At 56.7% G+C, this 24481-nt stretch carries 24 protein-coding genes; 5 read left to right on the top strand and 19 right to left on the bottom strand.

The features are described 5' to 3' along the window. Positions 1-26: 26 nt before the first annotated feature. From AB7E06_RS11785 to flgB, 14 genes are all read right to left on the bottom strand, one after another. A complete protein-coding gene (locus AB7E06_RS11785) occupies positions 27-1733 on the bottom strand; it encodes a methyl-accepting chemotaxis protein (protein WP_321265880.1) in 1707 nt (568 codons plus the stop codon). A 21-nt stretch (positions 1734-1754) separates the two neighbouring features. Beyond that, positions 1755-2192: a hypothetical protein gene (locus AB7E06_RS11780; RefSeq protein WP_094196118.1), complete on the bottom strand. Its 438-nt coding sequence runs from the start codon at positions 2190-2192 to the stop codon at positions 1755-1757. Beyond that, positions 2192-3625 carry a methyl-accepting chemotaxis protein gene (locus AB7E06_RS11775; protein ID WP_269467005.1) on the bottom strand — a complete coding sequence of 478 codons (1434 nt, stop codon included), beginning with the start codon at positions 3623-3625 and terminating at the stop codon, positions 2192-2194. Before AB7E06_RS11775 ends, AB7E06_RS11780 begins: the two co-directional genes overlap by 1 nt. Positions 3626-3691: 66 nt before the next feature. Beyond that, entirely contained in the window at positions 3692-4909 is a 1218-nt protein-coding gene (gene flgL, locus AB7E06_RS11770; RefSeq protein WP_094196116.1) for a flagellar hook-associated protein FlgL, read from the bottom strand. 35 nt (positions 4910-4944) lie between these two features. After that, positions 4945-6660 (bottom strand): flagellar hook-associated protein FlgK, encoded by a 1716-nt coding sequence (gene flgK / locus AB7E06_RS11765; protein WP_108727145.1) that lies wholly within the window; start codon positions 6658-6660, stop codon positions 4945-4947. Positions 6661-6765: 105 nt separating this feature from the next. Continuing rightward, entirely contained in the window at positions 6766-7731 is a 966-nt protein-coding gene (gene flgJ / locus AB7E06_RS11760; protein ID WP_108727144.1) for a flagellar assembly peptidoglycan hydrolase FlgJ, read from the bottom strand. After that, entirely contained in the window at positions 7731-8861 is a 1131-nt protein-coding gene (locus tag AB7E06_RS11755; protein WP_108727143.1) for a flagellar basal body P-ring protein FlgI, read from the bottom strand. The genes flgJ and AB7E06_RS11755 overlap by 1 nt, the downstream gene beginning before the upstream one ends. A 26-nt stretch (positions 8862-8887) precedes the next feature. Beyond that, positions 8888-9574, bottom strand: coding sequence for a flagellar basal body L-ring protein FlgH (locus AB7E06_RS11750; RefSeq protein WP_108727142.1), 687 nt, complete (start codon positions 9572-9574; stop codon positions 8888-8890). Between the two features lie 19 nt (positions 9575-9593). Then, on the bottom strand, positions 9594-10379 hold the full coding sequence (flgG, locus tag AB7E06_RS11745) for a flagellar basal-body rod protein FlgG (RefSeq protein WP_094196111.1): 786 nt from the start codon (positions 10377-10379) through the stop codon (positions 9594-9596). A gap of 44 nt (positions 10380-10423) precedes the next feature. Beyond that, positions 10424-11173 (bottom strand): flagellar basal-body rod protein FlgF, encoded by a 750-nt coding sequence (gene flgF / locus AB7E06_RS11740; RefSeq protein WP_108727141.1) that lies wholly within the window; start codon positions 11171-11173, stop codon positions 10424-10426. A gap of 8 nt (positions 11174-11181) precedes the next feature. Then, positions 11182-12414 carry a flagellar hook protein FlgE gene (flgE, locus tag AB7E06_RS11735; protein WP_094196109.1) on the bottom strand — a complete coding sequence of 411 codons (1233 nt, stop codon included), beginning with the start codon at positions 12412-12414 and terminating at the stop codon, positions 11182-11184. A gap of 53 nt (positions 12415-12467) precedes the next feature. Continuing rightward, on the bottom strand, positions 12468-13160 hold the full coding sequence (locus AB7E06_RS11730) for a flagellar hook capping FlgD N-terminal domain-containing protein (protein WP_094196108.1): 693 nt from the start codon (positions 13158-13160) through the stop codon (positions 12468-12470). A 23-nt stretch (positions 13161-13183) separates the two neighbouring features. Beyond that, complete coding sequence (flgC, locus tag AB7E06_RS11725; protein ID WP_094196107.1) at positions 13184-13588, bottom strand: flagellar basal body rod protein FlgC; 405 nt, start codon at positions 13586-13588, stop codon at positions 13184-13186. A 12-nt stretch (positions 13589-13600) separates the two neighbouring features. Then, positions 13601-14017, bottom strand: a complete 417-nt coding sequence (gene flgB / locus AB7E06_RS11720) for a flagellar basal body rod protein FlgB (protein ID WP_094196106.1) — start codon at positions 14015-14017, stop codon at positions 13601-13603. A 174-nt stretch (positions 14018-14191) separates the two neighbouring features. Here flgB and flgA point away from each other — a divergent pair, with 174 nt between their 5' ends. From flgA to AB7E06_RS11695, 5 genes are all read left to right on the top strand, one after another. Then, positions 14192-14896, top strand: a complete 705-nt coding sequence (flgA, locus tag AB7E06_RS11715) for a flagellar basal body P-ring formation chaperone FlgA (protein WP_094196105.1) — start codon at positions 14192-14194, stop codon at positions 14894-14896. A gap of 84 nt (positions 14897-14980) precedes the next feature. Next, positions 14981-15268, top strand: coding sequence for a flagellar biosynthesis anti-sigma factor FlgM (gene flgM, locus AB7E06_RS11710; protein ID WP_094196104.1), 288 nt, complete (start codon positions 14981-14983; stop codon positions 15266-15268). Positions 15269-15284: 16 nt separating this feature from the next. Continuing rightward, entirely contained in the window at positions 15285-15734 is a 450-nt protein-coding gene (gene flgN / locus AB7E06_RS11705; RefSeq protein ID WP_094196103.1) for a flagellar export chaperone FlgN, read from the top strand. Between the two features lie 249 nt (positions 15735-15983). Further along, positions 15984-16247, top strand: a complete 264-nt coding sequence (locus AB7E06_RS11700; RefSeq protein WP_052363008.1) for a helix-turn-helix domain-containing protein — start codon at positions 15984-15986, stop codon at positions 16245-16247. A gap of 20 nt (positions 16248-16267) precedes the next feature. After that, positions 16268-17542, top strand: a complete 1275-nt coding sequence (locus AB7E06_RS11695) for a type II toxin-antitoxin system HipA family toxin (protein ID WP_094198297.1) — start codon at positions 16268-16270, stop codon at positions 17540-17542. A 41-nt stretch (positions 17543-17583) separates the two neighbouring features. Here AB7E06_RS11695 and flhF read toward each other — a convergent pair whose 3' ends face one another. From flhF to cheY, 5 genes are all read right to left on the bottom strand, one after another. Beyond that, the gene (gene flhF, locus AB7E06_RS11690; RefSeq protein WP_094196102.1) at positions 17584-19932 is read right to left on the bottom strand and encodes a flagellar biosynthesis protein FlhF; all 2349 of its coding nucleotides are present in this window, start codon (positions 19930-19932) and stop codon (positions 17584-17586) included. Then, positions 19929-22040 carry a flagellar biosynthesis protein FlhA gene (gene flhA, locus AB7E06_RS11685; protein WP_094196101.1) on the bottom strand — a complete coding sequence of 704 codons (2112 nt, stop codon included), beginning with the start codon at positions 22038-22040 and terminating at the stop codon, positions 19929-19931. Before flhA ends, flhF begins: the two co-directional genes overlap by 4 nt. After that, positions 22037-23197 carry a flagellar biosynthesis protein FlhB gene (gene flhB / locus AB7E06_RS11680; RefSeq protein ID WP_094196100.1) on the bottom strand — a complete coding sequence of 387 codons (1161 nt, stop codon included), beginning with the start codon at positions 23195-23197 and terminating at the stop codon, positions 22037-22039. Before flhB ends, flhA begins: the two co-directional genes overlap by 4 nt. Positions 23198-23412: 215 nt before the next feature. Next, positions 23413-24054: a protein phosphatase CheZ gene (gene cheZ, locus AB7E06_RS11675; RefSeq protein WP_108727136.1), complete on the bottom strand. Its 642-nt coding sequence runs from the start codon at positions 24052-24054 to the stop codon at positions 23413-23415. A gap of 13 nt (positions 24055-24067) precedes the next feature. Continuing rightward, complete coding sequence (gene cheY / locus AB7E06_RS11670) at positions 24068-24457, bottom strand: chemotaxis response regulator CheY (RefSeq protein ID WP_094196098.1); 390 nt, start codon at positions 24455-24457, stop codon at positions 24068-24070. Positions 24458-24481 lie beyond the last annotated feature (24 nt).

The raw sequence follows: 24481 nt of genomic DNA, 5'->3' as shown, positions 1-24481 counted from the left end.
AGGCCTGTTTTTTCCCCGCAAAACGCTTAACGCAAACGATCGTAGTCGCGCTCGCTCATGTCGATCACGTCGCCTTCCTGCACCTTGAACTGGGATACGGCCTCGGCCAAGGTCTCGGATTGCGACTGCAAGGAGCCTGCCGCGGCCGCCGCCTCTTCCACCAGTGATGCATTTTGCTGCACCACAGCATCCATCTGAGCCACTGCCGTGTTGATCTGTTCGATACCGGCAGTTTGCTCTTGGGAAGCGGAAGAAATCTCGCTCATCAAGGTGGTCACGCTGTTCACCGCACGCACCACTTCTTGAATAATGTCGCCCGCACTGGCCACTTGCTGTGTACCCGTCTGAACTTCGTTTTGCGAGGCTTCAATCAAACCCTTGATTTCCTTGGCCGCTTGCGCACTACGCTGGGCCAGACTGCGTACTTCACCGGCCACCACCGCAAAACCCTTGCCTTGCTCACCAGCGCGAGCTGCTTCCACGGCCGCGTTCAGAGCCAGAATATTCGTTTGGAAGGCAATGCCATCGATCACATTCACGATGTCAGCCACCTGTCCAGAACGGGCAGAAATCTGATTCATGGTGTTGACCACCGCGCCAACCGACTCCCCTCCCTGGCGAGCCACCTTGGCAGCGTTATGAGCCAGTTGGTCTGCCTGACCTGCATTGTCCGCATTCTGACGCACTGTGCTGGCCAACTCTTCCAGACTGGCTGCGGTTTCCTGCAAGGCGGCAGCCTGTTGCTCGGTACGGGAGCTCAGGTCCGTATTGCCTGCAAAAATCTGCGAAGAACCCGACGCAATTTCGTCCACACCTTGGCGCACGGTCAGCACAATGCTTTGCAAACTTTGTTGCATGCGACGCATGGAGTCATACAAAACCCCCACCTCATTGGCCGAGCGGTAGGTAATTTTTTTGGTCAGATCACCATTGGCAATATAGTCAAAGTGCATGCCGGCTTCACGCAAGGGCTTCAAAGCGGCACGACCCAGTATCAGACGCATTGCCACAATAATGGCGAGTCCCAGCAACAAGGCCACCGCAATGACGATGTTGGCCACACGGGTTTGCAGCTCGGTCTGCTCCAGCAGCACATCCGTCTGCTCGTTGTAGAACTTGCTCAGCTCCTCAATGCGAAACTGGAAGGTGGCAGCACGCAAAACACCAAAACCCTCACTGACAAAGTAGAACGTACTGTAGTCACGGGTTTCCAGAGCCTGGACCATGGGTTCAATCCCGTCGTCCAGATAGGCCTGGTAGGACGCAACCAGCCCCATAGCCAAGCGGCGCAACTCAGGCTCGGTAGGCATATTGGCGCGAATATCGGCAAAGGCCTTACGCACTTCATCCAGCTTCTGATTGGCCATGATCACCAGATTGTCTGCGCTTTGCAGCATATTGGCGTCATTATCAATGCCCGCTTCCTGATAAAAGCGCGCCGCACTCATCAGGCTGACGCGGGCTTCCATCATATTGTTGTTCAGTTGCAGAATCTGCATGGCACGCTGATCCTGGCGATTGATCGTGCGCAAGGCATCACCGCTTTGCTGCAGAAAATAGGCGGCCAGCCCCCCTACCGCGACAATCAGAACCAGGAAAAAAGCCATGCAAATCATCAGCATGGTGCTGATTTTCAGCCCCGAAGCCGACTTCAGGCTGGGGCGAAACGATTTGGAGGAACGACGTTTAGAAGCGCGGGACGCGGACGGAAGACTGCTTTCAATACCCAGCATTTGCTAAATCCAAAGAAAACTCTAGTGGCTGACCGGCAAGATGGTGATCATGTCCGTGCCAGGGTGTTCAATCGTGACCGAGCCGGTGGCGGCGCTGCGCGCCTGCTCGCGGTACACGGAAGGAATGTGACTGCGCTTGACCACTTGCTGGAAACGCCCCTGGGCATCAAACTGAAGCCACAGTTCCTGTCGAAAATAGACCGCATCCGTTGCCAGGGTTGTGCCCTGGAACCAAACGGCCATTTCACTGCCATCGAGCTGTCGGTAAACCTGATGAGGGCGGCCTTGCAAGGACAGCTCGGCATCGGCACGCGTACTCTGGCCCAGAATCAGATCATTCAAGCCCGAAGCCTTGAAAGAGGAACCCTGGGTAGCGCACGCTGCCAGGGTGAACAAACACAAACCTATCAGCGCCTTACGTCCCCGCCCGACCCAGAGGCTTAGTCGGGAGAAAGACATTAAAACTCCTCCCAATCATCATCGGAAGATGCGCTGTTTTGTTTGCCGCTCAAATCGGGGCGCAGCAGGCGCTGGCTATCGTCCTGAGCGGTTGCCGAAGCTTTGGCGGGCGCTGCCGCCTTGACCGGCGCGGACAAGCCTTTAGTTGCCGTACCGGCCGGTTTGCCGGCTGGCGTACTGCCTTTCAAGGAGGGGCTGCGGCGCTGTTCGGAGTCAGAGCTGGAGACACTGGCACTGCGGCGATTGGCAACACGACGAGCGCTGACATCAATGACCTCCGTACCCGGAGAGCGAAAGAAACCGATGGCCTGGTTAACCTTGGTCACCTGCTCGCTCAGGCCAGACGATGCCAGGGCTGCCTGCTCCACCAGACGGGCGTTGTACTGTGTCGTTTCGTCCATTTGCGACACGGCACGGTTCACCTGATCAATCCCGGAAGATTGCTCAATCGTGGCGGCGGTGATCTCGCCCATAATGTCGGTCACACGACGCACGGAATCCACAATTTCCTGCATGGTGGCGCCAGCACGTTCCACTTGCGAGGAACCTTCCGTTACTTTACGCACCGAGTCTTCGATCAAAGCGGTAATTTCACGCGCGGCCTGGGCACTGCGCTGCGCCAAGGCTCGCACCTCTGCCGCCACCACCGCAAAACCCTTGCCCTGCTCACCTGCTCGCGCGGCTTCCACCGCAGCGTTCAAAGCCAGAATATTGGTCTGGAAGGCAATACTGTCGATCACGCCCACAATGTCGGAAATCTTGTTGGAGCTGGCCGAAATGCCTTGCATGGTTGCAACCACTTCATTGACAGCACTGCCACCACGATGGGCGACATCCGAGGCCGTCGCAGCCAGTTGGTTGGCTTGTTGAGCGTTATCCGCATTCTGACGGACGGTACCAGCCAACTGTTCCATGCTGGCTGCGGTCTGCTGCAAGGAGGCGGCCTGCTCTTCAGTACGGCTGCTGATATTGGTATTGCCCTGGGCAATTTCCTGAGCACCGGCGTGGATCTCTTCCAGGCCCAGACGCACTGTGGTGGTCGTCTTGACCAAGGACTCCTGCATGCGGCCCAGCGACTCGAACAAATCACCAATTTCATTGGCGGTCAGCACACGGATACGCTGGGTCAGATCACCTTTGGCAATCGCATCAAAGTAGCTGGCAAAATCGCCCAAAGGACGCACCACACGGCGAAAGAAGTAACTGATAGCAGCCAGGCCCAACAGCACGGCCAGCACCAGCACAATGGTCAGAACGATATTGAACGTGCTTTGCTGCTCTTGCAAGGTACGCAATACCTTGTCGCCCGAGCCCAAGGCCAACAGACCATGAAAGTAATACAGGGCCCAGCCTGCCATGGCTACTGTCAATGCCATCAAAGCAGCAATACAAAAGGTCATGCCGACCTTTAGACTCAAATTCTTAAAAAGCATAGAAGATTCCCGCATGTGGTGCTTGACTGCCGGTTAAGGAAAAACCACCCAAAAAAGAACGCAGACTTAGCGATTCATATTGAACAAACTCATGCTCTGAATCGTCTGAAACGCCATGGCTGACATTTCCAACGCCGCCTTGCGCAACTCCAGATCCGTGGAAGCCTGAAAAACATTCAGATCTTCCAGGCGTGAAAGCTCATTGGTGTAGTTCAAGGCGCGGGCCGCGCCGTTGGCGCTCAAAGCATCAATTTCGTTCATACGCGTACCGACCGAGGAGATCACGGTTTGTACGTTATCGAAGTTCTCACCCAGGCGCTGCATGGCTGAGTTCATCGTATTGCGGAACTCGGCCTGAGCAACCGGATCACCGCTGACAGGTTTACGCAAAGCCTCAACCACCGACTGCAAGGTGTTGAACATGTTCATGTCAGCTGAGCTGGTGCTATCTACCGAGCTGACCTCAAAGCTGTCGCCCACAGCAGGCTTGCCTTCAATCTGAACACTGACGCCACCGGGCAGGTTGATGCGCTGACGCTCGTTCTCATCCAGTACACCCTGGCTGACCACCGCACCATTTACTTCAATGTCGTACTCGGTCTCCGACGTAAAGCGGATGGTGTAGTTGGCCTCTGCCCCCGTTAAGGAAGAGTTGCCATTGGGCGCACTGACCACAGCCGAACCAGTATTGGCATTGGCCTGCGTGAAGTAGGCCGTGGAACCTGGATTGGCGCGCTCGAAAATGGTACGACCGTGGTCGGCCGAGTCCATCTGACGGGTTTGCTCAACCTGAATATCGCGACCATTGGTATCGCCGGTATAGGTAAAGGTGCTACCCGAGCGCTCGAACGCTTGCGTCGTGCCTTTCGAGCCGGAGAACAAGTACTGTCCTGAACCATCCTTGGTGTTGGCAAAGCCAAACAAGGTATCCAGAGCACTTTCCATCACCGTGGCCAAGGTGCTGCGATCAGCATCGGACATGGTGCCGGTAGACGCTTCCACCAGACGGGTCTGAATACCTTGCAACTGCAGGTTGACGGCGTTGAGCAGGTTTTCCTCTTCCCCCAACGAACGCATGGCCACCTCGCGGTTTTCACCGTAACGCTTGTCCATGGCCTGGGATTGCGCCAGATTGATCGTCTGCGCCGAAGCCAGTGGATCATCCGACGGGGTGATCATCCGCTTTTGCGAGCCCATCTGCTGAAAAACCCGCATCAGATCGGACTGCTGCTTGTTGATCGAGGTCAGGCCCGTCTGAAAGAAAAGAGAAGAACTAATACGCATAGCAAGTTTCCAATTTCAAGACCAAAGAGCCGTACTCAACTACGCAGGCCTAAAAGGGTGTCAAACATCTTCGAACTGGTATCAATCAGGCGGGCAGCCGCCTGATATTGCTCCTGAAAACGTTGGAGCATGATGTATTCCTCGTCCTTGTTCACGCCGGACAAGGATTGCTGAGCGGCGTAGTTTTGCTCGATCAACTTTAATTGCGCCTTGGCCGCCGTGCCGTTTTGCTGTGTTTGCACCGCAATACGGTTCACGATCTGACCAAAAGAATCGTTCAGGCTCAACGAACCGTCAGCCAGCACCTTGGTATTGCGCAGATCGGCCAGTTGTTGAGCGATCGCGCCGTTGGCCGAACCGGTGTCTTTATCAGCGGCCGCAATATCTTGCGGACGCTTGATCTCTACCTGCAGGCTGCTGCCTGCATTGACGGTGGGCTGCACCAACCAGGAATCCCCATCCTGAGACTGGTTCTTTAAGCTGGACACATCAATTTCCAGACCATCTACCCGTGTAATCCCGCCGTTCGTATCCGGACCATTCAGGGCGGTCACATCGTTGCTGCTCAAGTTGCGCAACTGAAAACCACCCTCCACGCGCTCGATGCGGTAGTTATCACCCGTTAGCTTGTCGACGGGCTGGGTGTAACCCTTGCTGGGATCAGCCGGATCAACCAGGTCTTTGTAAAAAGACACACCAGGCACACCGCTGCTGACCGGGTTATTCCCATTGGCAATGACTTTGGGGCCACTGACGCTGAACACATCTTTGCCCGCCTCCCCTTTCAAATCCACGCCTTGGCGGTGAATGTCATTTACGGTGTGGGCCAGCCCCACGGCCAAACGCCCCAGGGCATTGATGGCAGGTTCCAGGCTTTCCTGACGGAACTGCAGCAAGCCACCCAAGGTGCCACCTTTAATGGCACCTTCGCGGAACTCGGACACCACCATCTTGCCGTCCACGTTCAAGGCAGACGTAAAGCCGACCACCATACGCTCGGGATTTTCAGCCGAACGCACGGCGTGCAAGGGGTAAACACGATCACCGCCCAGCAGCATCTGACCGCCTGCCGTGGTCACGCTCAACCGTCCGTCCTGCTCAACCGTACTCACGTCCACCAGTTGGCCCAGCTCGGCCACCAGTTGTTCACGCTGATCAAGCAAGTCATTGGGTTCGTGACCGGGCGTGGTGCCTTTGGCCGCCACGATCTGTTTATTGACGTTATCAATACGTTCCAGATAGCTGTTGATCTGGGTAACCGTGGTGCCCACCTGCGTATTGATGTTCTCGTTAACGCGATTCATGTAGGCCGTCGCGTCACGAACCTGCGTGGCCAGGCTTTCGGCACGGCCCAGCAACTCCTGACGAGCAGAAGAATCTGCTGGCTGCGAGGCGACGGCTTCCAGGCCATTGAAGAAGTTTTGCAAAGCCGGGCTGATACCAACCGTGCGGTCCGAGAACAGATTGTCCAGTTGGGAGATTTCGGTTCCATAGCTGACCAGGGCCGCGCCAGCCGTTTGCGAGCGCATCAACTGCTGATACAGGAAATTGTCATGGGAGCGCTGCACGGTGACCACCTGCACGCCACGGCCATAGTAGCCACTGCCGCTTCCCACCGACCCCGCCGTCTCGACCAGAACCGATTGGCGGTTATAACCAGGGGTATCGATATTATTAATATTGTGGCCCGTCACCTGCATGCGCTTTTGAGCGGCAAACAAGCCGGAAATACCAAGGTTGGCGAGATTCATATCAAATCCTTTCTGTCCTGCCCGGCCCGTAGTGTCCAAGGCGAAAAATGAACATGCTGCTTTTTAACGACCACCTTGGTGCAATATTTAGACCTGTATCAATAATTAAGACTTGCCACCATCAAAGTAGGCCATGATGGAGATCAGTTTTTTGGCGTAGGAAGGGTCGGTGGCGTAGCCCGCATCCTGAATACGCTGAGCGGCTTCTTGAGGCGAAGCGGCTTGTTTTACACTTTCATAACGTTTGTTATTACCAATCAGGCGGGCATAATCCGCAAAAGACTCGGCATAGGAGTCATAGGCACGGAAAGTCTGCGTCATTTTGCGCGCCACGCCGTTCTGATATTCCGTGGTCATGACCTCGACCGTTTTGCCCTTCCAGGAAGGGGTCGCCTTGATACCAAACAGATTGTGGCTGGTGGTGCCATCGGGGTGCATGATTTCACGCTTGCCCCACCCCGACTCCAGGGCGGCCTGGCTCAGGATCAACTTGGCCGGAACACCGCTGTCTTCGGCGGCCACTTTGGCGGCCGTATTCATGCGGTCTACAAACTGGCGAATATGGTTGGGTGCGCCCTGAATCGAGGAATACACGCGCTGCACTGTGCTGTTATTGCTGAGCTTGTCGATCAGTTCGGCAATGGAAGCTGCGTCAATGGAGCGGTCATTGGGCATGCGCGAGCGAAGATCCGCACGACGTGACTGAGCGGCTTCTGGATCATAGGACGCAGCACCAAAGGGCTCACTGAACTGCCCGCTCATCTGCGCTTGCAAGGCTTTGGCCAAGCCAATGCCTGGGTCAGCCAATTGCATGGCCAGTTGCTCGTCCCCCAGGCTTTGCGCCATACGCACGGACTGCGTGTCAAACATGCCGCCCGGGAGGTTGGCGGCCCGCGCCTGCTTCAAAATATTCTGAATAAACAGGGACTCGAACTGGCGGGCCACTTGCAGTTGGGTCGCCTGATTCTGGCCGTCTTGTCCGGCCCGCTGACGCAACTGGGCCAGTTGTTGCGGGTCAAAAATCGAAACCTGCGTTCCTGTACCAGGACGCGGGAAATACTGCACCGTCATTAGATGATCTCCAGATCGGCCCGCAAAGCGCCAGCGCTTTTCAGGTTCTGCAAAATGGACAACAAGTCTTGAGGGGTTGCACCCAAAGCATTCAAGGCGCGGACGACATCGGCCAAATTGGCGCTGGTCTTGACGCGTTGCAAAGAGCCGCTGTCACTGCGCATTTCAATCTGGGTGCTATCGGCCACAACGGTCTGACCGCCGCCAAATGGTGTATCCGGCTGGCTAACTTGCGGTTGTCGGCTAATGACCACAGACAGATTGCCGTAGGCAATGGCGGCTTCATCAATCGTGACGGTACGGTTCATGACCACTGAGCCGGTACGAGCATTGATCACCACGCGAGCCCGTGCCGGTGGCAGGTTCACTTGCAGGTTTTCCACATGCGAAATAAAGGCAGTTTGAGCTTGCGGATCCAAAGGACCACGCACCTGAATCAGACGGCCATCCAGGGCGGTCGCCGTGGACGGGCCAAACTGCTTGTTCAAGGCCGCCACCACGTTCTGGGCTGTACCAAAATCCGACGAATTCATTTCCAGATTGATCACGCCATCTCGTGCGTAGGTCGTGGGCACGCTTTGCTCGACCGTTGCGCCACCGGGAATCGTGCCGCCATTGAGCTGATTGACCTGCACGCTGGAACCACCGGCTTCAGCCCCCGCTCCGCCGACCAGCAAATTGCCTTGGGCAATGGCGTAGACCTGTCCGTTCGCGCCTTTGAGAGGCGTCATCAACAAGGTGCCACCGCGCAAACTCTTGGCGTTACCCATGGAAGACACCACCACATCCACAGACTGCCCAGGGCGGGCAAAAGCAGGTAAACGGGCCGTCACCATGACGGCTGCGACGTTCTTGAGCTGCATATTGCTGCCCTGGGGAATCGTTACTCCCAACTGGGACAGCATATTGGTCAAGCTTTGCTGGGTGAAGGGGGCCTGGCGCACCTGGTCGCCACTGCCATCCAGACCCACGACCAGGCCATAACCGATCAGCGGATTATCACGCACGCCCTGAATAGAGGCCAGATCCTTGATACGCTCGGCCTGGCTGGCCGGAGCCAACAACAGGCCCGCCGCCAGCATGGCTGCTTGCAGCACATGGCGATAAGAAAAAAAACGAGTACGACTCATGGAAAACGCCATATCAAGCAAAAGGCTCAGAACGGGGAAATATTCAGGAAAAAACGCTGTAGCCAGCCCATGGTCTGGACTTCATCCATGACCCCTTTGCTACGAAACTCGATACGGGCATCGGCCACCTGAGTGGAGGGCACGGTACTGCTGCCGGAAATGGAGCGCGGGTCCACCACGCCGGAAAAACGGATGTATTCGCTGCCACGGTTAATGGCGATCTGCTTTTCACCCGCAACCTGCAGGTTGCCATTGGGCAAAACGCCCACTACCGTGGTCGTCAAGGTGCCAGTAAAGGTATTATCGGCACGACTGGAACCCTTGCCCTGCGCCTTGTTCGAGCCGCTGACCTCAAAGTTCTGTTTGCTGCCTATTTCATTGGGCAGGAAAGCCGGGACACCCGTAAAGTCAAGACCACCGCTCCCCGTCCGATCCGTGTTGGTCGAGACATTCTTGGCAGCGTTGGTACGCTCCTGAATCATGATGGTGACAATGTCGCCCACATTGCGTGGCCGTCTGTCTTCAAACAGCGGGTAGTTGCCATACGCCGAGGGTTGGTAGATAGAGCCATTGGCCACCACGGCCGCCGGAACGGCCGGTGGCGGGGCCGCGGTCAAGGGGCCAGTGACCACATCTTCAGGGGGCACCAGCGCGCAACCGGACAGGACAACAAGCGCACCCAGTGCAAGACGGCTCAACAGAGCTTGGAACATTGTCACGATCTCTTCAGGTTTACAGCTGCGTCAGTCGAGCCAACATCTGGTCAGCGGTGGACACGGCCTTGCTATTGATTTCGTAGGCGCGCTGGGCACTGATCATATTGACCAGTTCCTCGGCCACGTTGACGTTGGAGGTTTCGTTGTACTTGTGCATGACCAGACCTGCGCCATCCATACCGGGCTGCAGGAAGTTGGCAGCACCCGAGGCATCGGTTTCGATGTACAGGTTCTCGCCCATGCTTTGCAAGCCAGCCGGATTCACGAAGGTGCTCAGTTGCAACTGGCCCACTTCCACACTGGCACCTGCGGCACCAGGCTGAGTGACCGATACCGTGCCATCACGGGCAATCGTCAGTTCCAGTGCGTTATCGGGAATATTGATAGGAGGCTGAATAGGATAGCCGCCGGCGGTAACCAGTTGACCATTCTGGTCGCGCTGCAAACTACCATCGCGCGTGTAGGCGAAGGTGCCGTCCGGCATTTCCACTTGCAGAAAACCGCTGCCCTGAATGGCAATATCCATATTGTGACCCGTATGCTTCATGTCACCTTGGCTATGGATACGCTCGGTCGCCACCGTGCGCACACCGGTACCGATCTGCAAGCCCGTAGGCAACTGATTGGCCGCGCCAACTTGAGCGCCGGGTTGACGAAGGGTTTGATACATCAAGTCTTCAAACACCGCACGGGTCCGTTTGAAACCGGTGGTATTTACGTTGGCCAAGTTATTGGAGATAACGTCCATATTGGTCTGCTGGGCTTCCAGACCGGTCTTGGCAATCCACAGAGAGCGAATCATGTGTGTGTAATCCTTAAAGCCAATGCCTGCGCTATCGGCGCGGCTTAGCCATTAAATGAAAGTAGAGAATTGGCCCGATCTTCGCGGGCGCTGGCGTCCTGGATGACCTTCATCTGGGTCTCAAAACGACGCGCATTGGCAATCATCGCGACCATCGCCTCCGCCGGGTTCACATTGCTTTTTTCGATGAAGCCCGACACCATGCGCACCGACGGATCAGCCGGGGCCGGCGCGCCATTGTTCATGCGAAACAAGCCATCCTGGCCACGCAGCAAATCGGCTGACGGGGGATTGACCATCTTTAACTGGCCCATCACCTGGATATCGCGCGGGTTGTCACCGGCACCCAAGGCAGTCAATTGACCGTCGCTGGAGAAGGTGATCGAACCGCGATCCGGAATTTCAATGGCCTGCCCATCGGCGCTTAGCACGGGCAAACCACCTTGTGTCACCAACTGGTTCTGGGCGTTGACCACCAGATCGCCCGCCCGCGTGTAGGCTTCCTGGCCATCCAGCGCACGAACGGCAAACCAGCCCTCGCCCGCAATGGCCACATCCAGCGCATTGCCGGTCTCGGCCATGGCACCAGGCTGAAAGCGGCTGCCCGGCGTCACCGTGGCCGTGCCGACGCGGGTTTGCGAACCCACGTCGCTGGTAACGGGAACAGAACGGTAGTACGCCAGTTGCTGGCGGAAACCGGACGTGTTCACGTTGGCCAGATTATTGGTAATGACGTCTTGTTGTTCCAGCGTGCGCTGGGCGCCATTCATGGCGGTATAAATCAGGCGATCCATGACAAGGCTTAACGCAGGTTGACCAGGGTTTGCAGAACCTGATCCTGTGTCTTGATGGTCTGGGCATTGGCCTGGTAAGTACGCTGGGCAATAATCATATTGACCAGTTCCTGTCCCATATCCACGTTGGAATCTTCCACCGCCTGACCTTTGATCGACGCCAGACCGTTCTCGCCAGGACGACCCAAGATAGGCTGACCCGATGCGCCGGTCTCGGCCCAGGCATTACCGCCCACTGGGCTCAGACCTTGCAGGTTGCTGAAGTCAGCCAACACCAGCGAGCCCAGACGCTGCGTCACACCGTTGGTATAGGACGCGACCATGGTGCCGTCCTTGTCGATGTTCATGCCAGCGTACTCACCCGTGGCGTAGCCATCCTGGTAAGGTTTGCCCTTGGCAAACTCGCCACCGAACTGGGTGGTGCCGGTGTAACGCATATCAAACACCAGATCATCCGCAGGCGAGGCATTGCCACCGGGATTGGCCAGGGTGACGTTGACGGTAGCCGGATTGGGGCTGGTCATCACGCCTGAACCGTTAAAGGTCAGGGTCGCGCTGGCAGGCGACAACGGTGTGCTGCCTTTCATGTAGTACACGTCCCACACACTCTCACCGGCCGCATTGGCGGGGCGCTTGACAAAGTATTGGGAAATTTCGTGGCTGTTACCCAGCGAGTCGTAGACGGAATAGCTAAACGAGTTGCTGTAAGTCGTGTCGTCTTTGGGATCGAATGCGTTAATGGGATTACCACTGGCATCTTCTGTAGGAATCGCTGCAGCATCCGCAGGCAAGTTGGGCTTGAAATCCAGAGCCGTCGTGGCCTTGGGAGGCACGTTGGCCGACGGCACTTGCAGACGTTGCAACTGAGTGCTGCCTGCACCATAACCGGTCAGGTAATGACCTTGGGCATTGACCAGATAGCCGGCCTTGTCTGGAAAGAACTGGCCATTACGCGAGAACAGCACGGCGCCGTTGCTTTGCTCCAGACGGAACAAGCCATTTGCCCCGTCAATGGCCATATCGAACATATTGCCCGAGTTACTGATGTTGCCGACCGAAAAACGTTGGCTGACACGCGATACCTGCACACCCAGACCGATACGGGAGTTGGCATACACATCCGCAAACTGAACCGTCGAGGCCTTGTAGCCCACGGTGCCCGAGTTGGCAATGTTATTACCGATAGAATCCAGGTTTTGGGAGGCGGCGTTCAAGCCACTCAATCCTTGTCCGAAGCTCATGAACTTTCCTTTTAATGTCGTGTTGGCCCAGCCCACTGACGGGCTGGCGGCACTTACATGATTTTGCGTATATCCAGCAGGGAGAACGAACCGGCCAGGCCAAGATCCAGCATCAAACCGCTGGAGGTGTAAGCCACGCTATCGACCTTGCCATGCGTCAATGGGCTGGCGGTGACGGCCGTGCCGTCATTGCTGGCCAAGACACTGACGGTGTACGAACCGTCGGCCAGCGGTGAACCCTCGTTATCCAGGCCATCCCACTCCATTGAGTACACACCCGCCTCTTTGGCGCCCAGATCATATTCACGTACCACTTTGCCGCTGCTGTCCTGGATCTGCACCACGGTCGACGTCGTCCCGCTGACCAGATCAATTCCGTAGGGCATAGCCACTTTTTCGCCTTCCTGGCTGGTCCCCAGAGACACTTTCGCGCCCGGCACCAGCACTTGCTTGCCGATCAGATTAGCGGCCTGCATGGACTGGCTGACGTCCATTTGCCCGGCCACCGCCAGCAAGGTGTTGTTCAGTTGCTGAATCCCCGCCACCGTGGACATCTGCGCCATCTGAGTCGTGACCTGGGCGTTATCCATAGGGTTGAGTGGGTCCTGATTACGCAACTGCGTAATCAGCATGGTCAGAAAACGGTCTTCCGTCTCGGCCATGGCGCTTTTGTTACGGGCATCCACCCCGGCCATCGCTCCTGCGGTGGGGTCCAGGGAAGTACGATCGTTATTGACTGTGCTCATGCTCTCTTTTTCCGTAAACCGGCTTACTGACCAATGGTCAAGGTACGCAACATCAGATTCTTGGACGTGTTCACCACTTCCACATTGGCCTGATAGGAGCGCGAGGCGGCCAGCATATTGACGGTCTCGGCCACCACATCCACGTTGGGCAGAGTCACGTAACCTTGCTCGTCCGCGTACGGGTTGCCAGGGTCATATTGCAGACGGCCAGGTGCGGTGCTCTCTTGCACGCCCACCACCTGCACACCACCCACGGGACTATTGCCCTGGGGTGTCATTTGAAACACCACCTGGCGAGCTTTGTAAGGCTGGCCATCGGGCCCAACCACACTATCGGCGTTCGCCAGATTACTGGCCGACACGTTCATGCGTTGGGACTGAGCCGTCAGCGCAGAGCCGGCTATCTGGAAAATACTGAAACTGGACATGAAGACTCGCTATTACTGTTGCAAGGCCGCCATCAAGCCTTTCAATCGCTGGGACGCCAGGTTGATCGTGCTTTGATAGTGCAAGGTGTTATCGGCAAATTGCATGCGCTCCACGTCCATCTCGACCGTATTGCCGTCTAAAGAAGGTTGTACAGGAACGCGATAGAGCAACTCGTCCGTACTGGGCGGACGGCTTGCCTGGGCGGGAATATGGCGGGCGGACGTCAGGGCCAAGCTGGTATTGGGCAAGGCCATCTGCCCTTGCCCCCCTAAAGCCGCCTTCATGGCGGCCGTAAAGTCCATATCTCTGGCCTTGTAGTTGGGCGTGTCGGCATTGGCAATATTGGAGGCCAACACCTCCTGGCGCTCCTGGCGCAAAGCCAGTGCCGTTTGGTAAAACTTCAGGTGCTCACCGATGCGATCAATCATGGAGTCAAGCCAATATTCTGTGTTCAAGTTTGAGATCCAGTGAACGCGCGCACGCCTTTTCACCGTCATAACAGCATGGTAGCCAGAGGTACTGCTTCACAAACCCGGGAACAAAACGCAATTTATCGGCCAATTCAGCTCTTGACCTGGCTGCCGAGTCCGTAAAATTCAGTCATGACCTTATATAGACTCCTGACCTGCCTGTGTCTGTTTACCTTGGGTGCGACAGCAAGCGTGCGCGCTCAAGAGGACGTTCAGGCTCTCAGTGTGCAAGCTATGCAGGATCAGGCGCAGGACTACCTGCTCCAGCAAGCGCAGATGTATCCTGGCATCGCCACCATCACGCTGGATGCATCGCGCCTGCACGCCATGCCCGCCTGCACTCAAAACCAGTTTTTTCTGCCCAGCGGCCAGCGTCTGCGATCGCGTATGAGCATCGGTGTGCGCTGCCTGAGCCCACAAAGCTGGAGCACCTCCATAGGTGCCACCCTTTCTATTCAAGGACACTATTACGTCCCCAACCGCCGCATCAATCCGGGCGAGACGATCCATCAGGACGACCTGCTTGAACGCGAGGGAGATTTGCTGGCCCTGGCCAACGGCGTGGTCATCAACCCCGAACAGATCATCGGTTATGTCGCCAGCCAGCGTATTCCTTTAGGCAGTGCGATACGCGCCTCGGCGCTGCGCGATCCGCAGTCGATTATGCGCGGCCAGACAGTGCGAACCGTTGCACGTGGCGCGGGCTTTGTCGCCACCGGCGAGGGCCAGGCCTTGCAAAGTGGCGCACCGGGCACCCAGATTCAGATCAAGGCCAGTTCAGGGCAAGTGATTTCAGCCACGGTACTGGATGCGTCCACGGTTCAGGTCGTTCTCTAAACTAAATCCGATGAGCATGCTAAAGTTTGCCTCCAGAGCGCCGTTACAAGATCAACGCAAAGAACAGGCCGCACGGAGAAACACGTGAAGATCAGCCCCTCCTCCCTCAAGACACCGCTTGCTGAAACCACTACCGCAGAACGCAGTACGGGTTCGAATCGTGCGCACCAAGCGTACAACAGCGGCAGCACCAACGAAGTGGACTTCAGCGCCGCCGCCCGCCAGCTCAATTCGCTGCAAGACAGCAGCGCCGATGTAGACATGCAAAAAGTCCAGGCCTTGCGCGAGGCCATTGCAGCAGGCGAGCTCAAGATTGATACCAGTCGGATTGCCGACTCCCTGATTGCCTCCGTGCGCGATCTTCTCAAGTAACCCTCCCGAAACGGCCATGTCTTTGCAAACCTGTCTTGCCGATCAACACCAGAGCCTGTTGGATTTTGAGCAGCTATTGGTAGAAGAACACACCCTGCTGCTGCGCAGCTTCGTGCCCGAAGAGCTGGCCCAGATTACCCTGCGCAAGTACCAGTTATTTGAACGCATCGAACAACTGGACCAGAGCCGTGCTCAACTCCTGCAAGAGCGCGAACTGGAGAACAACCTTCAAGGTCTGCGCTACGCCGCGGAAGAAGACGAACTGGAAGACGAGCTGGAACAACTGATCGAGCTCAGCGAGAAAGTGCGCAACGCCAGCGACAATAACCGCATTCTGGTTGACACCTTTTTGGTCGATACCCAACAGAACCTGGACGCGCTGGAAGCCTTTACAGGCCGCAACACGTTTTACGACGCATCCGGGAAAACACAGAACACGCAGTCTTCCTTGAGCTTGAAGGCTTAAGCCCCAACAGACTCAAGCAGGGTCATGCCAGAGACTGAAAGCGCCAACTAAATAGTTGGCGCTTTTTTTGTCCTGCCTGAATACGGAGAACGCTGCAAGCCACGCTAAGGTACAAGGGCTGAACGCCTGAATGTCCGCATGCCTGAACTCCATTACATTAAATATGATGTATTCTTTGAATACACCAAAAACGATGTATGTTTAAAATACATCAAATTTATTGTATTTAGAATTCAAAGGAGCTAGGCGATGCCAACAAGACTAGACGCCATTGCACTGCACAGCCCGGAGCAAATGCCCAAGCTCATCCGCTCGCTGCGCAAGCGTAAAGGCTGGAGTCAGATAGAGCTGGCAGACAAGCTGAACACGACGCAGCAAGCCATTTCGCGCATGGAAAATGACGCGTCGGGCTTATCGCTTAAAAACCTGTTTTCGGTTCTGGCCGTCCTGGAAGCCAAGATCTCCATTATTGACGCTCACGAACCTGACAAACCTGAATCTATGGAGTGGTGATGCCTGTTCTGGACCTGTGGATGAACGGTCTCTTCGTTGGAAAGTGGCATAAGCCTACCCGCGGCCCATCACAACTTCGCTACGCACCAGACTGGATCGCCCATCCTCAAGGCCGGCCGCTGTCTCTATCCCTACCCTTTACATTCAACAATGAAGCACTTCGTGGCAAGGTCGTAGACAATTACTTTGACAATCTACTGCCCGACAATCCCGGGATTCGCCAACGCATCGCCTCCCGCTTCAAGACCCGTTCGCTGGAAACGTTTGCCTTGCTCGAAGCAATAGGTCGGGATGCTGCTGGTGCCGTGCAACTTCTGCCTGAGAACTCTCCAGCGCCAGATATTCACACCCTCACGGCCCGCCCTCTCACTGAAAGCGACGTTGCCGAGCATTTACGCGGCACAATTACCGCCCGCCAGGATCTGGCCCCCGAAGACTTTCGTTTTTCACTGGCAGGTGCCCAGGAAAAAACGGCGCTGTTATGGCATCACGGGCAATGGCACATTCCGCAGGGATCGACACCCAGCTCACACATCTTCAAACTACCCTTAGGATTGGCGGGCAATGTCCGCTTTGATCTGAGCCACTCGGTGGAAAACGAATGGCTCTGCATGGAGCTGCTCAAAGAACTGGGCTTGAATGTCGCCCAAACCCAAATTGGCCAGTTTGAAGATCAAAAGGTTCTCATCGTGGAGCGCTTTGACCGTGCCTGGAGCCGTCATGGTCACTTGATACGCCTGCCCCATGAAGACCTGTTACAGGCAAGTGGTTTGCCTTCCCATGCCAAATACGAGTCCGACGGTGGCCCTGGCATCCATGCCATCATGCAGGTCTTATCCGGCTCGTCCAATGCTCTGGCTGACCGACAGGCTTTCTTCAAAACCTTGTTGGTGTTCTACTTGCTGGCCGCCCCAGATGGCCATGCCAAGAACTTCAGCCTGGCCATAGAACCTGGCGGCTACTTCCGTCTGGCACCACTTTACGATGTGCTCTCGGCCTGGCCTTGGGTAGGCACAAAACAAAATCAATGCCCTATTCAGCGCGTCAAAATGGCGATGGCACTACGCACCAGCAACACTCGCTACAAGATGCAGGAAATGCTTCTCCGGCATTGGCTTGCCGTAGGAAAAACCTATATAGGACAGCAAGCCACTGAATCCTTGATCGAAGACCTTCACCAGCTTGTGGAGCCAGCCATTCAAAATGTCGCGGCACGATTGCCAGCGCATTTCCCTGAACATATCAAAGACGCCCTCTTCCAGGGACTAAGCAGCAATTTGCAGCGCTTGAAATAAAAAAACCTGCCGTGTGGCAGGCTTTTTCAATCTCGCTGGATTTAGCTCATCGCTTCTTTCAGCACCAGCATCTTTACCAGCGCATCGACTGACTGCCCGGACTTCAGGTTCGGCTTGCCCAGCAAACGCGCACTGAGTTGCCGCACTCCCCGATTATCCGGCGCCTGCAACAAATCCCAGGAAGCCAGCGTTAATTGAGCAGCAGCCAGCAAATGGAGCTCTTCTTCAAACTCGGAATTGCTGGCAGGCAACAAGCCACGCACCGCATTAAACAAACGTGCCATTTCCTGTACCTCGCTACGCAGCATCATGTAGCAGGCCAGACTAGCCGGGGCAATGACCTCGGAGCCGACGCAATGATGCATCAAAGCAAAGCGGGTTTTCAACACTTTGCCATCGTGACGAGCAACGGTACGCAAAACGATCAAATCCAGATGAACAGGCTCGGCATTGCGGTGCCGCAATTGCACCGGCTCCACGGCATACCACAAGGCAATTTCACCCAGCTTGGCACGTCCCAGCGTTTCCAGATGCAGGCGCGCTGCCAAATCAGGAATGGCGTGAAAAGCCAACTGTTTGCTCAAGGCATTAGGCGTGGTCTTGCCGTCTTTGTGCCACAAGGAAGTCGCGCCTGGAATCAGAGCCAGCCAATCGGCTTGCATATCGGCCCATTGACGCCACATCGTGGGCGAACCACCTTCGAAAATATGCAGCAAATTCACAGGCTGGGCCTGAGCGTTCAGAACCTGCATGGCCTGATTCAGTGCCTGAGTGGGGCTGGGCCGCTCCATGCTGCGCACACCACGCACATCCGACCACTGCGACGGAGTTTGTCGCTGATAGTACGGAATACTGAGGGCCTGCCCTTTGGGGCTGAACAGAAAGCTAAAAGAGCATTGTTCCTGAGCACCCGCCGGTTGATGATCTGCGTGGATCACAAGCAGACGGGACATATTGCCTTCGCTGACTTCCTGACACGCGGCACGCATCAAGCCTTGCGCCCGTTGCGCCGCCGCCCCATCCTGAACGGAGGCATTGGGCGCATGCAAATCACGCCAAAAATCATAGGCTTCGGCGCAGGCCAAGCGTTCGTCCAGATCCGCCGCAGCGCGACGGGCCTGCTCCAGGGAAATAGGGCCACCGGCAGAGGCTGCCGATAACAGGCGCGGCAAAACCCGCGCCCGGCGCTCTTGTTCGGCTTGCAGTTCCTGTGCGGAGTGTCCGCCGCTTTCCAGCAAGGCCGCCAGATCGCCAGAACTGGGCGCGTACAGGGGGCGCTGACCCTCGCGTACCTGCAAGGCCGAGTCGACCAGTTCGGCAGCGCTCATAAAGCGTAGATCCTCGGGCACTTTCTGGCCATTGGATACGTAATGAATGGGCAATTTGAAGCGGATGGCGGTATCCAGAGGGCCGCCCAGCTTGATGGCCTCGTCCACCTTGGAGATGATGCAGCCACTGAGTGCAGTGCCACCATCGTGCGTATAGCTACGTGCCACCTCATCCAGGGTATCGCCTTGGCTGGCCGCATTGAGCACCAGCAAACGCTGCACCCGGCGTCCGGCACCGGCCAGCAAAGCGGCCTGCTCACGCACATAGCGGTCACGCTGGCTGATGCCCATATTGTCGATCAGGATCACCTGATCGGGGCGCACGCCCAGCATCACACTGCGCAGTTGCGCCACATCCTGGACAATATGCACGGCGACCCGCATCAAATCGCCATAAATTTTCAATTGCTCGTGCGCACCGATCCGATACGTATCGGTAGTTAGCAAAACCACTTTATCGGGACCGAAACGACGCACGGCTCGAGCCGCCAATTTGGCCAGCGTGGTGGTCTTGCCCACTCCCGTGGGCCCCACCAAGGCCAAGGCCAAGCCAGGCTGCCACAAGGAGTCCTCAGAACGCAGCACCGGCAAATGGGTTTCCAGCTCTGTACGTACCCATTGCAAGGCCGCACGCGCGCCCAGCTCCTCAGGCAAACGCTTGAGCATGGCACGCAACAAGGCGGTACTGAAACCTTGCGACAACAGACTCTGAAACAGATTCACCGCCACAGGCGTGCGACGCATCTGGTGGCTCCAGACCAAATCATCCATGCGTCCTTCCAATGCGCCACGCAATGCCCCAATCGCGCCCATGACATTGTCAGCCGCTGGGGGCGGAGCCACTTCCTGCTGACGAATGCCGGCAGCCTGATGAGGCACGCTGCCTGGCATGGGCGCACGTTCAGTGGCGGCGCCGGGCACGGAGCTGGAATCCGTCGCCAGAATCTCCACCCCGCCATTGACACGACGGTTGGACACAATCAGGGCATCGGGGCCCAAGGCAATGCGTACCTGACGCATGGCTTCACGACTGGTACTACCAAAAAAGCGACTTATATTCATTCAGACTGACCAATAATGGTGGTGACCCGAAGGATGCGTTCTTCAGGAATTTCAGCGTTAGACAAGACACCCAGCTGGGGAATGTGGTGTCGCAGGAAACGGGACAAGGTGGCCCGCAAAATGGGGGGCACAACCAGCACAGGCGGATCACCATGCTCTTCCTGGAACTGTGTCGCCCGCATGGCATCGGTCAATACCGACTCGGCCAGTCCGGGTTCGAGCGCACCGCTGCTGGTCAGCGCCTGCGTCATGACCCGCTCCAGACGAGCATCCAGACCGATCACACGCAACTCGCCTTCGCCAGGGAACCACTGCTGCACAATGGCGCGGCCCAGCGCCACGCGCAAGACAGCCAGCAGCTCACCGGCCTCCTGACCAGGCTGAACCGCGCCAGGAGCCAGAATACGCGGCGCATGCTCGGCCAAGGTTTCCACAATGCTGCGCATATCACGAATAGGAACGTCCTCAGCCAGCAGGCCCCGCAAGACCTTGAGCAACAGGCTAAGAGACAGGGTTTGCGGCACAAAATCCTCGACCAGCTTGGGCGCTTCGCGGCCCACATGATCGAGCAGTTGCTGCACTTCCTGACGACCCAGCAAATCGGCCCCGTGGCGATGCAGCAAGTGGTTGATGTGCGTGGCAATGACCGTGCTGGCATCGACCACGGTATAGCCCGCGATCTGTGCCTGCTCGCGCATACTGACATCCACCCATACTGCCGGCAAACCGAAAGCCGGATCCGTAGTCGGTGTACCGGGCAGCTTCATGGTGACGCCACCGGGATCAATGGCCAGCCACTGGCCTGGCGTTGCGGTACCACGGCCAATTTCCACCCCAGCCAGCAAAATACGATAGTCGTTAGGCTTGAGTTCCAGATTGTCCCGAATGTGAACCACAGGCGGCAAAAAGCCCACTTCCTGCGCAAACTTTTTACGCAAGCTGCGGATACGATGCAGCAGCTCGCCATTTTGCGCATGGTCTACCAAAGAGATCAGGCGATAGCCCACTTCCAGGCCCAAGGGGTCCACCATGGACACATCATTCCAGCTAGCTTCGCTGGCAGCAGAGTCAGCCGCTGCCAAGACTTCGTCGTTGGGTTCAGTGGCTTGCTGCACCTGTTCGTTCTGATGCTTTTGCATCAGCCAGGCGCCCGCTCCCAAAATCGCAGCCAGCAGCAAGAACACCAGATTGGGCATGCCGGGAATCAAACCCATCAAGCCTAAAATTGCGGCCGTGATATATAGCACCACAGGGTTGCGGAAAAGCTGGTTGACCATCTGCTGGCCCACGTCTTCGTCCGTCGCCACGCGCGAGACCACCACACCGGCAGCCGTCGAGATGATCAAAGCAGGAATCTGGGCAACCAGACCATCACCAATGGTCAGCAAGGTGTAGACGCGGCCGGCCTCCGAAAAGCTCAAACCATGCTGCACGACACCAATAACCAGACCACCAATCACGTTGATGACCATAATCAGCAGGCCCGCTACGGCGTCACCGCGCACGAACTTACTGGCACCATCCATGGAACCGTAGAACTCGGCCTCTTGCGACACCTCAGCGCGGCGGCGCCGTGCATCGTCCTCGCCGATCAAACCGGCATTCAGGTCCGCATCAATGGCCATCTGCTTGCCTGGCAAGGCATCCAGGGTAAAGCGTGCGCCCACCTCCGCAATACGCCCGGCGCCCTTGGTAATCACCACAAAGTTGATGATGACCAAAATCACGAACACGATCAGGCCAACAGCAAAACTGCCACCGACCAGAAAGTGGCCAAAGGCCTCAATGACCTGGCCAGCCGCATCCGGGCCCTTGTGACCGTTCATCAGCACCACACGCGTGGAGGCCACATTCAGGGCCAGGCGCAGCAAGGTGGCAAACAACAGCACGGCCGGGAAAGCGGCAAAGTCCAATGGCTTTTTGGTGAACATGGCCACCAGCAAGATCATGACGGCCAGAGCGATGTTAAAGGTAAACAACAGGTCCAGAAAAAACGGGGGCAAGGGCAAAATCATCATGGCCATCACCATGAGGATCAGCACCGGACCCGCTAAAAGCCGGGCGTGTTGGCCACCATTTTGTTTGAGTAAGGCAAAAAAATTGTTCATTGCTTTTCATGTTTGCGCGAACGCAGTGGGCCTTCATCCATGCCTGTCGGCACGTTCAATCGGGTGGGCATGATCGGGCGCTCGCCCTGCCCCTTGTTCCAGTTACGAAGCTGATAAACCCAGGCCAGCACTTCGGCCACCGCCGAGTACAAATCCACGGGAATCTCGCGCTCCAGTTCAACGTTAAAGTACAGGGCCCGCGCCAGCGCAGGCGCCTGCAACGTGGCCACGTTATGCTCCGCCGCCAGTCCTCGGATCTTGGCGGCAATCAAGCCCGTGCCTTTGGCCACCACACGGGGAGCACCGCCCTTGCCGTCCTGATACTTCAAGGCCACCGCGTAATGCGTGGGGTTGGTCACCACCACATCAGCGCCCGGTACCTGAGACATCATGCGCGAACGGGCCATGGACCGTTGCTGCTGCCGAATGCGACCTTTGACGTGCGGGTCACCTTCGCTTTCCTTATGCTCTTCTTTCACATCCTGATGCGACATGCGCAGCTTCTTGTAAAAGCTCCACAACTGCCAGGGCGCATCAATCAATACAATCACCAGCAAACTGGCAGCGATCAGGGCACAACACTTGATGATCAGCTCCATCCCCGTGGCAATAGCCGCCGTGGGATGCACATACATCAAGGCCGTCATCTGTTCGCGCTCGGTCCAGATGACATACATTGCCACCGAACCCACCAGACCAGCTTTGGCCAGGGTTTTGATCAGCTCCACGACAGTCTGCATGGAAAACATGCGCTTGATGCCCTTGGCCGGATTCATGCGCTCGAACTTGGGCTGCAGGGCCTTGCCGCTAAAACTCATGCCTCCCAGTGCCATCGAGGCCATCACCGCGACCACCACCAGCAGCAAAAACAAGGGCGCCAACCCCTTTAGCGCCTCACCAGCCAGACTGGCCGCCTGCATCACCATGGCACTGGGATCGTGCGCGACACGTGGATCAAACCAGACGCTGCGCCGCACAATACCGCCAAAGGTCTCGTACAGATAGCCGGCCCCAATCCAGATTCCGCCTATCCCGGCCAGCAGCATCAGGAAGGTAGTCAGCTCTCTGGAACGCGCTACCTGCCCTTCCTCCCGCGCCTTTTCCAGGCGCCGGGGTGAGGCCGGTTCTGTTTTTTCGAGATCGCTGTCTTCTGCCATGGACTGCCAAGACGCAGGAGTTGAAAGAATGAATCACGCGCGCAGCACACGTTTTGCGCTCGCACGGCATGCTGCGGGGTCATTCTAAAAGAGGGCTGTGGCTCTGATAGCGCGGAGAAAGCCTGATAAAAGCAGGCTGTTCCTCACAAGCAAAAAGGCGCTGCAATGCGCAGCGCCTTAAGAGAGCAAACCCAATGATCAGGTAGGGCCAGAAATCAAAAGCCCAGATTGGCCAGCAAATCGTCCACTTGATCCTGGCTGGTGACCACTTCCGAGGCTACGGGCGAGACCACCGGACCATTGATAAGGCTATGAGTTTCTTCACGTTTTTCTGTAGGAACGTTATCGACCAGCACCTGAACCAGTTCGGTTTCAATCGTACCGACCACACCGAGCATGCGCGTGATCACCTGACCGGTCAGATCCTGAAAATCCTGAGCCATGATGATTTCCAGCAGATTGTCCTGCGTCTGCTGGGCCTTGACAGGCACATCGCGCAAAAAGCCACGAGTGCGCTTGACCAGTTCGCGAGCCTGATCCTGGTCCAGGGGCTGTTCAAACCATTGGTCCCATTCGGCATCCAGCGCCTGGGCGTCTGCCTGCAGGGACTCTTGCAAAGGACGCACTTGCTCGGCTGCATTGAGCACCCGGTTGGCGGCCTGCTCAGTCATGCGAGCCACATAGTGCAGACGATCGCGGGCATCCGGAATCGCGTGCGCGGCATCTTTAATGGCCTGATCCAGACCCAATTCGCGCATGCTTTCCCGCAACAGACGGGTCAGGTTGGCGATGCGGTAAACCAGATCAACCGGTACGCTCTGGGGGTCGGGATGATTCGATGTTTGCTGTGGATCCATGACGTACTCCGTATTAACCGGCCATTTTCTCGAAGATCTTGTTCAGCTTCTCTTCCAGCGTTGCGGCGGTAAAGGGCTTGACGACGTAGCCATTGGCGCCCGCCTGAGCGGCGGCAATAATGTTCTCTTTTTTGGCCTCGGCCGTCACCATCAGCACCGGCAAAGAAGACAGGCTGGCATCGGCGCGAATCTGCTTGAGCATCTCCAGCCCGTCCAGATTCGGCATGTTCCAGTCAGAGACTACAAACTCAAAATTGCCATTACGCAATTTTTCCAGGCCCATCTGACCATCTTCTGCTTCGTCTACATTCTCGTACCCCAGATCCTTGAGCAGGTTCTTGATAATCCGGCGCATGGTGGGAAAGTCATCGACGACGAGAATTTTTATATTTTTTTGTACCATTTACATTCTCCAAATGAGTAGCAT

It is taken from the genome of Alcaligenes sp. (assembly GCF_050255915.1).
Taxonomy (GTDB): domain Bacteria; phylum Pseudomonadota; class Gammaproteobacteria; order Burkholderiales; family Burkholderiaceae_B; genus Alcaligenes; species Alcaligenes aquatilis.
The sequence above is the reverse complement of the archived record's forward strand: the minus strand, read 5'-3'. Positions and strand labels throughout refer to the sequence as shown.

Excerpts from the sequence above, each read along its gene's own strand:
- AB7E06_RS11785 (WP_321265880.1), bottom strand. The coding sequence starts at position 1,733 with ATGCTGGGTATTGAAAGCAGTCTTCCGTCCGCGTCCCGCGCTTCTAAA.
- AB7E06_RS11780 (WP_094196118.1), bottom strand. The coding sequence starts at position 2,192 with ATGTCTTTCTCCCGACTAAGCCTCTGGGTCGGGCGGGGACGTAAGGCG.
- flhA (WP_094196101.1), bottom strand. The coding sequence starts at position 22,040 with ATGAACAATTTTTTTGCCTTACTCAAACAAAATGGTGGCCAACACGCC.
- AB7E06_RS11730 (WP_094196108.1), bottom strand. The coding sequence starts at position 13,160 with ATGAGCACAGTCAATAACGATCGTACTTCCCTGGACCCCACCGCAGGA.
- flgE (WP_094196109.1), bottom strand. The coding sequence starts at position 12,414 with ATGAGCTTCGGACAAGGATTGAGTGGCTTGAACGCCGCCTCCCAAAAC.
- flgN (WP_094196103.1), top strand. The coding sequence starts at position 15,285 with ATGTCTTTGCAAACCTGTCTTGCCGATCAACACCAGAGCCTGTTGGAT.
- cheZ (WP_108727136.1), bottom strand. The coding sequence starts at position 24,054 with ATGGATCCACAGCAAACATCGAATCATCCCGACCCCCAGAGCGTACCG.
- AB7E06_RS11755 (WP_108727143.1), bottom strand. The coding sequence starts at position 8,861 with ATGAGTCGTACTCGTTTTTTTTCTTATCGCCATGTGCTGCAAGCAGCC.
- flgL (WP_094196116.1), bottom strand. The coding sequence starts at position 4,909 with ATGCGTATTAGTTCTTCTCTTTTCTTTCAGACGGGCCTGACCTCGATC.
- flgF (WP_108727141.1), bottom strand. The coding sequence starts at position 11,173 with ATGGATCGCCTGATTTATACCGCCATGAATGGCGCCCAGCGCACGCTG.
- AB7E06_RS11695 (WP_094198297.1), top strand. The coding sequence starts at position 16,268 with ATGAACGGTCTCTTCGTTGGAAAGTGGCATAAGCCTACCCGCGGCCCA.
- AB7E06_RS11750 (WP_108727142.1), bottom strand. The coding sequence starts at position 9,574 with ATGTTCCAAGCTCTGTTGAGCCGTCTTGCACTGGGTGCGCTTGTTGTC.
- flhB (WP_094196100.1), bottom strand. The coding sequence starts at position 23,197 with ATGGCAGAAGACAGCGATCTCGAAAAAACAGAACCGGCCTCACCCCGG.
- flgG (WP_094196111.1), bottom strand. The coding sequence starts at position 10,379 with ATGATTCGCTCTCTGTGGATTGCCAAGACCGGTCTGGAAGCCCAGCAG.
- flgJ (WP_108727144.1), bottom strand. The coding sequence starts at position 7,731 with ATGACGGTGCAGTATTTCCCGCGTCCTGGTACAGGAACGCAGGTTTCG.
- cheY (WP_094196098.1), bottom strand. The coding sequence starts at position 24,457 with ATGGTACAAAAAAATATAAAAATTCTCGTCGTCGATGACTTTCCCACC.
- flhF (WP_094196102.1), bottom strand. The coding sequence starts at position 19,932 with ATGAATATAAGTCGCTTTTTTGGTAGTACCAGTCGTGAAGCCATGCGT.
- AB7E06_RS11775 (WP_269467005.1), bottom strand. The coding sequence starts at position 3,625 with ATGCTTTTTAAGAATTTGAGTCTAAAGGTCGGCATGACCTTTTGTATT.
- AB7E06_RS11700 (WP_052363008.1), top strand. The coding sequence starts at position 15,984 with ATGCCAACAAGACTAGACGCCATTGCACTGCACAGCCCGGAGCAAATG.
- flgC (WP_094196107.1), bottom strand. The coding sequence starts at position 13,588 with ATGTCCAGTTTCAGTATTTTCCAGATAGCCGGCTCTGCGCTGACGGCT.
- flgB (WP_094196106.1), bottom strand. The coding sequence starts at position 14,017 with ATGATTGATCGCATCGGTGAGCACCTGAAGTTTTACCAAACGGCACTG.
- flgK (WP_108727145.1), bottom strand. The coding sequence starts at position 6,660 with ATGAATCTCGCCAACCTTGGTATTTCCGGCTTGTTTGCCGCTCAAAAG.
- flgA (WP_094196105.1), top strand. The coding sequence starts at position 14,192 with ATGACCTTATATAGACTCCTGACCTGCCTGTGTCTGTTTACCTTGGGT.